A 14,068-nucleotide genomic window follows, 5' to 3' on the forward strand; every position below is an offset into this window, starting at 1 on the left:
GAGAACAGATTATGAGTATGATTGATTGCTATGAGCCTGACTTTGTCCGGTTGTTTTTATCCCGTCAGCCGGATTCTGCATTACATGTCAGACTGTGCTGGGACACGGAAATTCGTCAGAGTCTGGCGCTCACCTCCCCGGCAAGCTGTCAGGCTGCGTTAGGCGATCCCAACGCTTTTGTCCTGCATACCACGCAATGCGAATCTGACGCGCAAGGCACGGTGTTATCGCCACGCGATCAGGTATTGAATCAGTCAGCCCTGAATACCATCACCCTGCCCGGTTTGTCGTCAGAACTGCGCCTGTATGCGCTGGGCATCATGCTCTCTTTTTCCGATAAATGCCCCGGTGACAATAAAGATGTTCTGGAGAAACTGGCCTCGCTACCGCAGATTCTGGCGAGCTACGTGCAAGAGGGGAAACTGCAGGATCAGTTTGCACAATTGCCCAGCCTGCCTCAGCTTCAGCGTGAACTCATCACCCGTATAGGCAGCTGTGAATTCAACTGGGATCTGCTGCCGGAAAGTACGCGTAAACTGACATTGCCTCTGCAGGTAAGTCTGTTAATGCTGCAAGATGCCAACAGTGAAGCTTTACTCCAGCAGCAGCTCCAGGATCAATGGCTGAAAACCAATGAACGCTATTTCACGCAAGAGCCGTGGCTTTTCAGTAACTATCTGATTTACCGTCTTTACCATGACGTTTTCCCGCAACATGACAGCGAAAGTGCTCTCCAGCGTTACTTCTGGCTGGTCGCCGACGTCTTTATGATTCGTACATTATTTTGTCTGTGGACAATGGATGATTCCACGCTGAGCCATGACGATATTTATGCCCTTTTTGCCCTGTTTGAAGACTGGCGCAACAGCGGCGATGCCGTCTCAGTACGCCAGCATATTCTGGACATACTGCCAGGAGCCCCTCTGCTCTCGGCATTTTCCCTGCTTACACGTTAGCGCCTGTTGACCGGGTGAACGCCCGGTCTTTTTTCGAATCGCGAATACACATCAAAATGTCTGAATCATCTAAAGCACGCGCCGCCCTGACTGGCATTGTCAAAACTCTGGAAACTGGCCGCGAAAAACCTTTTGTCAGCGTCATCACGCCAACGTGGAACCGCGCCGCATTTTTACCTTATTTACTCTATATGTACCGTTATCAGGATTATCCAGCCGATCGCAGAGAATTGGTGATCCTAGATGATTCCCCCCAGAGTCACCAGTCGATCATCGACAGGTTGACGCAGAATCATCCCGAGAAATTTAATATTCGCTATATCTATCACCCGGAAAAACTCGATCTGGGTAAAAAGCGCAATATGCTCAATGAATTGGCCCAGGGGGAATATATTCTCTGCATGGACGATGACGACTATTATCCGGCAGATAAAATTTCTTACACCATTGAGATGATGCAACGTCATCGGGCACTCATTTCCGGCTCCGATCAAATACCTATCTGGTACAGCCACATTAACCGGATATTCAAAACACGCAGCTTTGGCCCGCAAAATATTCTCAACGGTACCTTCTGCTACCATCGTAATTACCTGAAAAAACACCGCTATGAAGATGAGTGTAATTTAGGTGAAGAGGAAGGCTTCACTAATCGCTTCACGGCCAATCCGCTGCAATTGCCGGGCGAGCGCACCATTATTTGTATCTCACACAGCCAAAATACGTTCGATAAAGACTTTGTGCTGGGTAGCAGCGAGCCACTGGAAACCTCGCTGGCACAGGCGATTGCAGACCCGATGCTGAAAAACTGGTATCAAAGCCTGCATAACGCCACCCATCATCAGCCGATCCAGTGGGATTACATCGAGCAGGTGGTGATCGTGAATCTGGATTCACGTACGGATCGTCTGGCGCTTATCCAGCAAGAGCTGGCACAACTGCATTTCCCCGCAGAAAAAATAACCCGACTGTCTGCTAGTGAGGCGATAAATGGGCGAACCGGAAGATGCCAGTCCCATCTTCAAGCACTCAAGCTGGCACAACAAATGGGGTGGAAAAATTACCTGCTGCTTGAGGATGACGCCGTTATCCTGAAACAGGAAAAACATATTCGGGTACTTAATTCACTGTTTAATGCCCTGCCTAAATTCCCGTGGGAGGTGATTCTTCTCGGCGGTGAAATTAAATACGGAAACGAGTTAAAAAGTCTGAATGGGATGATCCATGCTCGTGATTGCCAGAAAGTCTGTGCATATCTGGTCAACAGCCATTATTACTCTGAGCTGTTTCAACAAATGGAGCACGACCTCTCTGATTCGCTTGAAGAACAATGGCAACCACTGTTAAGCGCAGGTAAATGGCTAGCATGCTACCCGAGCATTTGCTATCAGCGTATGGGGTATAGTGACATCGAAAATAAAGAAACAGATAATATTCGATTTTATTTCAATAAAATAAATAAAAGCCCAGCGACCACCAAAACAATCAGTCAAGCGGCCCCCAATAGCGTCGGCGAAACGATCGGTTTCTTTATGGAAACGACCTTCCACTACCAAATCTACCGCCCTATTATTGCGGCGCTTCAGTCCCAAGGGCAGCGTTGTTCGTTGTTAATCAATGATCGCATGCCAAAACCCTTGCGGGACGACATGCTGAACCTGATACAAACTATCAGCAATTCTGATCTGGGCGGGAATCTACTCTCCAGCATGTTGCAGACACGCCAGCGCTATAAATGCCTGATCAGCCCTTACTATATTTCACAACTCAACGGACTGGCTGACATTCATGTACGAGCAATACACGGTCTGGTTAATGAGGCCTGGAGCCATGCGTGGTGGAACACGTTTTATCAGCTCATACTTTGCTTTGCGCCTTATACCCAACGCGCACTGGATATTAATGGCAGTACACGTATTGTCGGTAACCCGCGCTTTGATGACTGGCATACAAAAAATGAGAGATCGACACTGCCATCAACCCTTAATCTCGATCCCAAAAAACCGACCATTTTGTATGTGCCAACCTATGGCTTATCCAGCTCTCTTCCTTCTTGGGCGGAAAAACTGTCACGTCTGAGCCATGGTTACAACCTTCTGCTTCTGGTCCAACATACGGTGCCTTACGCAAGTGAGGGTGAAAAAATGCTGACCCTTATGAATCGCTGGTTTAAGAAACAGATTACCACCTGCGATCTTGTTCTGCCTGTATTCGATAAAGCAGACTTTATCCTGACCGATAGTGACGAATGTACATTTGATGCCCTGCATATCAACAAGCCGGTTATTCAGCTCGCAATCTCTGGTGCAAAAACATCCACGGACAGTCAGACACCATGCACGCAAAAAATATCACCCATTGCTTATGATATGAACGAATTAAGGTCGTTTCTCGCTGATACGTTTGACTGGTCAACGCTGCAAAAATCCATCGATAACATCCGTAGCCAGTATTGTGATGCGTTTATGGATGGAAAAGCAGGTGAAAGAGCAGCACTCACCATTATGGATAGTATTAAGCATTCCGACATAAATGAAAGAAATAGACTATTAGTGAGTCTACGGAAAAAACTATTCGCTAAAAATATATCATTCTCAGAAAAATAATCTCTTATAACAGGTTAAACACACCAACCAGGATTGGTGTAAAAAATAAGATCGCAGCACCATGATTTCACGGGTCAACACCACCGTAAAGTCAGGGCGGTAGCGTGCCTGAAAATGATAGAATACAAATTCATATCATTAACAAAACAGGTTGTCATGAATTTTTTTACTCTCTTTTAGAACATTTATGCAACACAAACACCCTAAGCAATATTTTTGTTCGGTAGACTCACAATGAATAACATCTCACAGTTAATTGGTAGAGAATATAATTTATTTGCCAATGACATCGCCAGTCATGAAAAAGAATTAAAAACCATAATCGCAAATTCGAGTTTTCTTGTGCTCGGCGGAGCCGGATCTATTGGCCAAGCGGTAACGAAAGAAATATTCAAACGTCAGCCTAAAAAGTTACACATTGTTGACATTAGCGAAAACAACATGGTTGAGTTGGTTCGCGATATCAGAAGCTCATGTGGTTATACTGAAGGTGATTTTCAAACCTTTGTCTTAGATATTGGGTCACTGACATATGATGCGTTTATCAAATCTGACGGTAAATATGATTATATCCTCAACTTGTCCGCGCTAAAGCATGTCCGCAGTGAGAAAGATCCTTTTACTTTAATGCGGATGGTTGAAGTTAATATTCTCAATACTGAAAAATCTATAAGCCAATCGATCGCCGCAAACGCTAAAAAATATTTTTGCGTTTCCACAGATAAGGCAGCGAATCCGGTCAACATGATGGGTGCATCAAAACACATCATGGAAATGTTTTTAATGCGACAAAGTGAACAGATTGATATCTCAACGGCGCGCTTTGCAAATGTCGCATTCTCCGACGGTTCACTGTTACATGGATTTAAACAGCGGCTTAATAAACAACAACCTCTCGTTGCGCCCAATGATATTAAGCGCTACTTTGTCACTCCGCAGGAATCGGGCGAGCTTTGTTTGCTATCCTGCATTTTTGGAGATAACCGGGATATCTTCTTTCCTAAATTGGACCCACAACAACACTTGATATCATTTTCCGATATTGCCGTACGCTATTTGCAACAGCGAGGCTTCGAACCCTGGCTATGCCAATCAGAAGATGAAGCGCGCGAACTGGCAAAATCTCTCCCGGAAAAAGGAAAATGGCCATGCTTATTTACATCCAGTGATACTACCGGTGAAAAAGATTTCGAAGAGTTTTTTACCGCTAATGAAAAGTTAGACATGGATCGATATGCAAAAATCGGCGTTATTAAAAACGCCCTTAGTTATGACAATGCATTGCTAACACGCTTTGAGTCTAAAATTAACACCATGCGTAATGAACTGCAGTGGAATAAAGAAGACTTTATTAGATTGTTTTTTACGATGATCCCAGACTTTGCACATAAAGAGACAGGGAAATATCTTGATGGAAAAATGTAACAAAGGTATTTTACGATGAACAGTCAGTTAGTCATCGATTTTATTCGCGACACCTATAAAACCAATAATTTTATTCCACTGCATGCTCCCTCTTTTGAGGGTAATGAAAAAAAATATGTCCTTGATACGCTGAACAGTACCTTTGTTTCCAGTGTCGGAAAGTATGTTGACGACTTCGAAAGTAAAATACAGCGTTATACCGGAACCGCAAGAGCCATCGCTACAGTTAATGGCACCGCGGCACTCAGTACTGCGCTCTATCTTGCTGGAGTGGGACGCAATGATCTTGTGCTCACTCAAGCTTTAACCTTTGTGGCTACCTGCAACGCGCTTTATCACCTTGGCGCTGAACCTGTATTTATCGATATATCTAAAACAAGTCTGGGGCTTTGCCCGGTAGCAATGGAGAACTGGTTAGACGAAAACGCAGAGCGCATAGAAAATGAATGTATTCATAAAAAAACAGGAAGAACTATCCGCGCGGCAGTTCCCATGCACACCTTTGGTCACCCCGTCGAACTTGATGAAATTCTCGCCGTATGTAACAAATGGCATATTACCTTGATTGAAGATGCCGCAGAAAGCCTGGGTTCATTTTATAAAGATACACATACCGGTACTGCCGGAAAATATGGTGTACTCAGTTTCAATGGTAATAAAGTGATAACCACCGGTGGCGGTGGCATGGTTTTGTGTAAATATGCCGATGCCGGTATCAGAGCCAAGCACATAACCACGACGGCTAAAGTACCCCATCCTTATGAGTTCTTTCATGATGAACCGGGATTCAATTCCCGCATGCCTAATCTGAATGCGGCGCTGGGATGTGGTCAAATGGAACATCTGAATAGGTTTCTTCAGCAAAAGCGAACGCTGGCTATGCGTTATGCAGAATTCTTCAGTGATTCTGCGTTTAAATTTGTTAAAGAACCTGCCTATGCACAGTCAAATTACTGGCTAAACGCCGTCATCTGTGAAAATAAAGAGGCCCAAAAGGCATTTCTTTATCAAATGAATATGGCAAAAGTGATGGTCCGTCCGGCATGGAAACTCATGCATCGCTTGCCTATGTTCTCTCATGCTATGCGCGGTGACTTAACACAATCAATCTATATAGAAGAGCGCTTGGTTAATTTACCCAGCTCAGCATCCAATTTATTATGATATCAACAAGAATGAAAATAGCCGTATTTACCGGTACCCGTGCAGAATATGGACTGATGTACTGGTTGATGAAAGATATCCAGGCAGACCCGACACTCCAACTTCAATTATTGGTTAGCGGGATGCACCTCTCTCCTGAATTTGGTTTTACCTGGCAGGAAATAGAGAAAGATGGGTTTCTCATTGATGAGAAAATAGAAATTTTACTCTCTTCAGATTCTGCTGTCGGTGTGGCCAAAAGCGTAGGGCTGGGAATACTTGGGTTTTCTGATGCTTTAATGCGACTTCAACCCGATCTTTTAATCCTATTAGGCGATCGGTTTGAAGCGCTTGCTGCAGCACAAACAGCGATGTTCCTTCGTATTCCAGTCATGCATCTGCACGGCGGCGAAATAACCGAAGGGGCATATGATGATGCAATTCGCCATGCTATCACCAAACTTAGTTACCTCCATGGCGTCTCGACTGAAGTACATCGCCATCGGGTTATCCAGTTGGGCGAAGCGCCTTCCAGAGTTGTAAACGTCGGAGCGGTAGGGCTTGATCATCTGCAAAGAAGTTCGTTCCTAGCCTTAGATAAATTAGCATCTTCACTCAACTTTGCGTTGCAGCGTCCCTACTTCTTGGTGTCCTATCACCCGGTAACATTAGGCAATGAACCTGCGCAGGAGAGTTTTAGCCAATTATTATCCGCGCTGGATGCCTTTCCTGAATATCAGATTATTTTAACCTGGCCAAATGCTGACGATGGTGGCAGGAAGATCATTAACCAACTGGAAAAGTATGCGCAAAGAAATCCGCAACGCGTCCTTGCGATCCCATCCCTTGGACAGCATCGTTATCTCAGCGCCATCAAGCACGCTGCTGCATTAATCGGTAATTCTTCCAGCGGCATTATTGAAGCTCCTGCATTTCATGTTCCGACAGTAAACATTGGCGAAAGACAACGTGGACGAATCGCCGCTAAAAGCGTTCTCCACAGTCCCGTTATCACCGAGAATATCGTCCAAACCATTCATCAAGCACTCAATCATACTTATAAAACTGCCGATGAAATCATTATTAACCCCTATGGACAAGGTGATGCCAGTGCAAAGATTCTGACCATGATTAAATCAACACAATTTAGTTCCCAGAAAACATTTTACGATCTGAAGTGAATAACAATGACATTAATTATTGCAGAAGCGGGTGTTAATCATAACGGAGATGAACAACTGGCGTTTGAACTTGTAGATGCTGCACATAAAGCAGGTGCGGACATTATTAAATTTCAAACATTTAAGGCCCATAATCTTGTCACTGAACATGCTCAACAGGCTGATTATCAAATTGCCAATACGCAAAAACAAGAATCACAGCTCGCGATGCTTAGCCGACTTGAACTTTCGTGGGACGCTCATCACACACTGGCAAAATACTGTCATTCGCTGGGGATAGAGTTTCTCTCTACGGCATTCGACTCAGAAAGTCTCCATTTTCTCGTCCACGATCTGGGGTTAACACGTTTAAAATTACCCTCCGGCGAATTGACCAACGCTCCACTGGTTCTGGAGTATGCGAGGAGCGGCTGCAACATCATTGTTTCTACTGGCATGGCCTCGTTATCTGAAATTGAATCAGCCCTTAGCGTTATGGCTTTTGGCTTTACTACGCCAGAGGATGAATATCCCTGTTACGCATCATTTGAAAAAGCCTACATTTCTGCTGAAGGCCAACAAGCGTTAAAGCAAAAAGTCATACTGCTCCACTGTACAACAGAATATCCGGCACCGATAAATGAGATTAATTTACAGGTCATCGATACGTTAAGTTCTGCATTCGATCTTCCTACTGGCTATTCCGACCATAGTGAAGGAATCTACATTCCTGTCGCCGCTGCGGCCAGGGGTGCTACTGTTATTGAAAAGCACTTTACACTCAATAAAAATATGGAAGGACCAGACCATAAAGCTTCCCTGACATCTGAAGAATTGGCAGAAATGATTACGGCGATTCGCCAAATCGAACAGGCTCTAGGCCATAAAATTAAAGCGGCAACGGCATCAGAATCCAAAAATAAACATATCGTTAGAAAGAGTCTGGTTGCTGCCCAAGAGATTCGTTCAGGGGAATGTTTTACTGAGGACAATGTAATGATAAAAAGACCCGGCGTTGGTATGTCGCCTTACTCATATTGGGATGTCCTGAAAAAAAATGCAACAAGAGACTACCAACCTGGAGATATTATCATTGAGTAAGACATTACGAAAAATCGTTATGCTCGGTTCAGGCGGACATGCTGCAGCATTGTTTGATATATTACAACAAAATAATGAGACAATTGATCTGATTGTTGCTCCTCACATTCCCAGAGAACGAATGATATTCAAGGGAATCGATGTCATCAGTGATAATGAGTTCACCAAGACCAACCATCCGAATGATGTTATTTTAATTAATGGCATCGGTATGTTTCCTTACTCACTGCGGAGAGAACATATATATACCGAATACACAACGCTAGGGTATCAGTTTAAGAGCATTATTTCCAAACACGCAATTATATCCTCCTCCATCACTTTGGGGGAAGGCGTTCAAATTCTACCCGGTACCATAATACAAATCGGTGTCCATATCGGTGACAACAGTATTCTCAATACCCGTTCAGTCGTTGAGCATGACTGTACAATCGGCAAGCATAACCATATTGCTCCTGGTGCCATTCTTTGCGGTGGTGTTAGCACCGGAACCAGCACATTCATTGGTGCCGGTGCTGTCATCATTCAAAATATCAGAATTGGCGAAAAAACAATTATTGGTGCTGGAACAGTAATAACAAAAGATATTGCATCACACCATATTGTGTACCCCAGCAATAAAAGTCATTACTAACTCCAGTCTCTTCAAGGTATTCTGCATGAAAAAAAATTGGGGCAAAATCGTTCTGTCTCCTGAGAGTTCCATTTTGGACGCCCTCACCGTCATCAATGAAGGTGCACTCCGAATATGCTTAATTGTCAACACGGATACAACACTGCTCGGTATCATCACAGATGGCGATATCCGCCGAGCAATATTAAAAAATGTGCCACTTAATGAAAACGTAACACAAGTAATGAATCGTCAACCGATAACCGTATCGGATAACACCCCCCATCAACAAATGCTAAAAATGATGCAAAAGCAAAGTATTCTGGCATTACCCGTGGTGGATCGTGAAGGACATATACTAGGGCTTGAAACCTGGGAGCAAGCAGTACAAAAGCCCATCTATGAAAATCCAATATTTATTATGGCCGGAGGATTAGGCACACGTTTACGTCCATTAACCAATGATTGCCCAAAGCCGATGCTAAAAGTCGGTAATAAACCAATCCTTGAAATATTACTCACGCAATTTATAAAGGCCGGGTTTAAAAACATCTATATATCGACATACTATATGCCAGAGAAAATCATTGACTACTTTGGCAATGGTTCTGCCTGGGGTGCAAATATAAATTATGTACATGAAGATATGCCACTGGGAACCGGCGGGGCATTAGGATTATTACCCCAGAACATCCAAAAACTACCATTAATTATGATTAACGGTGATGTATTGACAAATACCGATTTTGTCCGACTACTTGAGTTTCATATAGAACATAAACCGATTGCCACAATGTGCGTCAGGCAGTATGAGCACCAAATACCCTATGGAGTCATTAACAGTGATGGTAACCGTATTGTGGATATAAATGAAAAACCAGTGTATCAATATTTTGTTAATGCCGGGATTTATGTTATCAGTCCTGAGTTATACCTAAACGTCCCCAAATATCAAAAAATTGACATGCCTTCTTTGCTTGATAAACAAATCGCGGAATCACAGGACGTACTCATGTACCCACTTCATGAATATTGGTTAGATATCGGTCGCATGGACGATTTCAATAAAGCACAACATGATGTAAAGGAACTGGCATGACCACATTGAATATCGCCATTATTCCGGCCAGAGGGGGGAGTAAACGCTTACCCAACAAAAATATAAAACACTTATACGGCAAGCCATTAATTACCTGGACAATTGAAGCCGCATTAGCCAGTAATGTATTCGATTTCGTATTAGTCACCACAGATTGTCCGGAGATAGCAAACATTTCTCGCATCGCGGGTGCCAGCGTTCCTTTTTTACGCCCCGCAGAACTCGCCACAGACACGGCGTCAACCAATGATGTGATCAGCCATGCCGTCGCCTGGGTTGAAGAAAATATTGGTAACGTTTCTCGCGTGACGCTATTGCAACCTACATCACCTTTACGCAGTGCAAGTGACATTTCTCACGCAATGGCATTGTATGATGCTAAACAGGCATCGGCGATTATTTCAGTATGTCCAACTGACCATCCAATTCAATTTTGTAATACACTATCCGCAGATTTAAGGATGGATGGTTTCATCAAGACTTCTGATAACAAGCGAACTCAAGAACTGGAAACCACCTATCGATTGAATGGTGCCATTTATATTTTCGCCAGAATATACGCAGATAACATTGCAGGGATATACACAAAAAACACCTTTGCTTATATAATGAAAAGAGAAAACTCCATTGATATAGACCAGGAATTAGACTTTATATTAGCGGAAGCGATTATATCCCAGACCAAAATACAATAGCAAAACAGACAGTCGATTTTGTCGTCCAGTCTGCTTTACCATCTTAATTTTCAATTACTATATATAGACTATTTTATTGGTATCGAAAGCTTTATACTTATTAGCGATATTACAAAATATTTCATTAGCCTTATCGCTTTCCTCACCTTTCAATATAATAAATTCAGCATTAATATCTTCCATGCAAAAAAAAGTTGAACTAAATTCCCCACCAATTTTCCGTGGTAATAAATCAAAGGAACTCAAAAATTCGACAGGAATCTCATCTGGCACTCTGATAACATCTGAGCCTATCGCTAGACAAATTTCGTGATTTAATTTTCTATTCTCAGGGTGCCCTTTGAAAATCACTTTCGATGAGTCGGGTATTTTACCACTGGATTTTAATATGCTGATCAGCGTAATCAGTCGTTGATGATACGTCAGTACCTTCAGCGGGTCAGGACAATAGCTGGTAATAAATAACAACACATCCGGTTCTTTTTTTATTTTTTCCAACTTTTTATAAAGCTCTACAGGAAAACTGACCAGTTTTAGTAAAAGTGCTTTCTCTTTTACTGAATACTGTTCTTGTATATTAAAATTAGAATAGATAACATGTTGTTCTAATTTTTTATAAAATTCGTTCGTTGATATTCTTAATCGTGGGGGAATGAAGTAATACGTCACATCGAGAATATAATGCCAAATATAGTTATCAACAACATTCCATTCATATTCCTTCTTACTTCCCCTAGTCAAAACACCTAACAACTGCTCCCTGCGTTTGAGCATCAGTCGATCAAGTTCTCGCGAGTCTAGTGATTCAATCGCCGCACGCTCAATTAATGATCCGGAACCATCATCATAGAGATGCAACTTAATATCGACAAGCGAGAAAGATACCGCCAGCAACTTCATCAACGGAAATAGGATATCCCGTTCACGATGAATATTGGTATGAATCTCAATCAGCAACGGCTTAACCCCGTTGATAAACTCCGCTATCTTGATTAATTTTTCACTCAGACCAATATTTATATTATCAATAAAAGCAGTATTTTTCTTATTAATATAATCCATATTAAGTTTTAAACGTTGAAAAGCCACAATATTAATAACACTATCATCTTCATAACTTCTGATGTAATTCAAAAGCTGCTGAGTCAGCGGCAATGATGCAGGTTCAATATACAGTTTTACGGTTTTCATTGTATACTCTAGAGACAATCATAACGTTGATCGACAAATTTCTTTGACGCTACAAACTGATTAATTTCGCGATAAAAATCATCCACATTGTATTCTGTCATACAGGAATAAGTTTTATTGTTTGGACACCAGGCATCAAACGTACCACGGGTATCAGATAGATAATATTTAGCACAGTGCCCATACTGACAGGACAGATTTACCGCCAACGCATTCCAACCTAAAAAACCATGTCGATACGGTAGGCGATAGCGGCCCGGTACCACAGAATAAATAGCACAAATCGCAATATCAGTTGCGGCAGCCAACGCAACAGGCCCCGAGTCGCAGGCCACAAGCAGCGATGATTTCGTCATCAGATAGACGGTTTCAGCCATAGTAAATCGATCAATTGCATTGAATACTCTGCTATTTCCAATCTCTACCGTTTTTTTATGTGCATAAAAATTCTTATTAGCACCAATCAACACCACGGACCAACCGTCATTCAGGAACAATTCGATCAATTTTTCCCAAGATGTCTTAGGCCAGGTTCTGTTTGGAACCCCTTCATTAGGATGAATTAAGACCACTTTACCGGCTAATTTATTTGTCTCAATAAAGCTATCGACTTTGCTTTTATCTATATTATCTAAAGATAAAACAATTTCTTTTCTAGCATTACTGACATTTTTTCTTCCATAGTTTTCTAGAATTGAGTCAATTTGATGCCTGTCAGCGAAGATATGAGTTCCGGAACACGGGGTATGGTACTGTCCCAGCACTTTCGCGATATAGATATCCTCTTCCATTTTATTGTCCAGCTCATCATACGCCCAGACGGCGTCAACATATGGACACATGATTAGCAGTCCATGATAAATTTTCGGTGCCAGCAGAACAAATGCCCCAGAAAGTTCATGTCTAAGCTCATTCATACTGCCAATCGCAAAAAGTGCATCCCCCATCGACTCACCAATTGAGAAAATATGCTTCGCCGTTTTCTCTTTTTCTAGTAGATTCAGAGTTTCATTAATAAATATAAAAGGGATGCTATCACTGTGATGTGAACGAATGAAATGGCTCAGTTTAATATTAACAGGGAATCGTTTATGTTCATGAAAGAAAATTTTTTGCACTGCCGCTTTTGTATAAGAAAATAGCGCCAATGAACATATTCCATAAATAAATTTCGGAGACACGCCCGCAACTGACAATAAATCAAGAGTAAGAATATCAGGTAAGCGGATGAAATTTACACCTGGATGGCGTTTACTGTCCAGGTTTCCTGTATAATTGATTAAAAAAACAAATTCAAAATGCTGCTCAAGGATCTCTTTCATTAGGCAAGCATCTTTTCCCTCTTCACTCAAAGGAAAATCAACGCCATCGTCGATAAAGAAAAGTGTTTTCTTCTTTTCACCGATCTCCTTGATTAAATCCACTAAGCTCATTTTCAGCTCTAACAATGAAAACACTTTCATTATCAGTGAGCTATCATACATCGCAGCGCTTTTATTTATATACTGGAAATATGGCGCCGAGAATAATGTCGTATTAGCATTTATATAGAAATCGTCAAAAAAGTATTGTACATCAATTATTTCGCCCAAAAGGTAATTATAAACAGCATTCCATTCTTTGCTATCATTCGATACTTTTTTATTAAGATTTTTAACGTGTTCATGATAGTGCAAACCTTTGTTCAGAAGATTATTGAACTCTTGTCGATAAGCAATATCATTAAAATTAAATTCATAGAGATGAAATGATAACTGTAACCCCGTCAAGACATTCTGATGAAATGCTTTTATCAAGGGAAAGTTTATAGTCTCAGAATAGCTAATTGCTGAATGAACTCTCACTGATGTTGCCTCGATCTTACCGGCAATAGCATATATGACATCGACCCACGCAGGCGTTACATACGCGGGATAATCAAAGATATAAACATTTTTTTGATTGGATAATTCGCGAGGCTTTTTATTTAAAAAAAACAACGATACATCATTATCAGTTGAATTTTTTGCATAATCCATAAAATGATAAATGTTATATTTTTCATTGCCCCATATATAAATATTTAAGTTACGCAAAAAT

At 41.8% G+C, this 14,068-nt stretch carries 11 protein-coding genes; 9 read left to right on the plus strand and 2 right to left on the minus strand.

Annotated features, from left to right (window positions below):
- The first annotated feature begins 11 nt into the window (after positions 1 to 11).
- The 9 genes from E4Z61_RS12320 to E4Z61_RS12360 all read left to right on the plus strand — a co-directional run bounded on the left by E4Z61_RS12320 (position 12) and on the right by E4Z61_RS12360 (position 10,798).
- Complete coding sequence (locus tag E4Z61_RS12320; protein ID WP_135323021.1) at positions 12 to 956, plus strand: lysine-N-methylase; 945 nt, start codon at positions 12 to 14, stop codon at positions 954 to 956.
- 56 nt (positions 957 to 1,012) lie between these two features.
- A complete protein-coding gene (locus E4Z61_RS12325) occupies positions 1,013 to 3,562 on the plus strand; it encodes a glycosyltransferase (protein ID WP_135323022.1) in 2,550 nt (849 codons plus the stop codon).
- Positions 3,563 to 3,796: 234 nt separating this feature from the next.
- Positions 3,797 to 4,987 carry a UDP-N-acetylglucosamine 4,6-dehydratase gene (locus E4Z61_RS12330; protein WP_135323023.1) on the plus strand — a complete coding sequence of 397 codons (1,191 nt, stop codon included), beginning with the start codon at positions 3,797 to 3,799 and terminating at the stop codon, positions 4,985 to 4,987.
- Positions 4,988 to 5,002: 15 nt separating this feature from the next.
- Entirely contained in the window at positions 5,003 to 6,151 is a 1,149-nt protein-coding gene (locus E4Z61_RS12335) for a LegC family aminotransferase (protein ID WP_135323024.1), read from the plus strand.
- An 11-nt stretch (positions 6,152 to 6,162) separates the two neighbouring features.
- Entirely contained in the window at positions 6,163 to 7,311 is a 1,149-nt protein-coding gene (neuC, locus tag E4Z61_RS12340) for a UDP-N-acetylglucosamine 2-epimerase (protein WP_240703871.1), read from the plus strand.
- 6 nt (positions 7,312 to 7,317) lie between these two features.
- A complete protein-coding gene (neuB, locus tag E4Z61_RS12345; protein ID WP_135323026.1) occupies positions 7,318 to 8,391 on the plus strand; it encodes an N-acetylneuraminate synthase in 1,074 nt (357 codons plus the stop codon).
- Positions 8,384 to 9,025, plus strand: a complete 642-nt coding sequence (locus E4Z61_RS12350; RefSeq protein WP_167817552.1) for an acetyltransferase — start codon at positions 8,384 to 8,386, stop codon at positions 9,023 to 9,025. The genes neuB and E4Z61_RS12350 overlap by 8 nt, the downstream gene beginning before the upstream one ends.
- Positions 9,026 to 9,050: 25 nt before the next feature.
- Entirely contained in the window at positions 9,051 to 10,103 is a 1,053-nt protein-coding gene (locus tag E4Z61_RS12355) for a nucleotidyltransferase family protein (RefSeq protein WP_135323028.1), read from the plus strand.
- Complete coding sequence (locus E4Z61_RS12360; RefSeq protein WP_135323029.1) at positions 10,100 to 10,798, plus strand: acylneuraminate cytidylyltransferase family protein; 699 nt, start codon at positions 10,100 to 10,102, stop codon at positions 10,796 to 10,798. The genes E4Z61_RS12355 and E4Z61_RS12360 overlap by 4 nt, the downstream gene beginning before the upstream one ends.
- 57 nt (positions 10,799 to 10,855) lie before the next feature.
- Here E4Z61_RS12360 and E4Z61_RS12365 read toward each other — a convergent pair whose 3' ends face one another.
- The gene (locus E4Z61_RS12365; protein WP_135323030.1) at positions 10,856 to 11,989 is read right to left on the minus strand and encodes a hypothetical protein; all 1,134 of its coding nucleotides are present in this window, start codon (positions 11,987 to 11,989) and stop codon (positions 10,856 to 10,858) included.
- An 8-nt stretch (positions 11,990 to 11,997) separates the two neighbouring features.
- Positions 11,998 to 14,064, minus strand: a complete 2,067-nt coding sequence (locus E4Z61_RS12370; protein ID WP_135323031.1) for a glycosyltransferase family 9 protein — start codon at positions 14,062 to 14,064, stop codon at positions 11,998 to 12,000.
- Between the last annotated feature and the right edge of the window lie 4 nt (positions 14,065 to 14,068).

Source organism: Citrobacter tructae (assembly GCF_004684345.1).
GTDB classification, from domain to species: domain Bacteria; phylum Pseudomonadota; class Gammaproteobacteria; order Enterobacterales; family Enterobacteriaceae; genus Citrobacter; species Citrobacter tructae.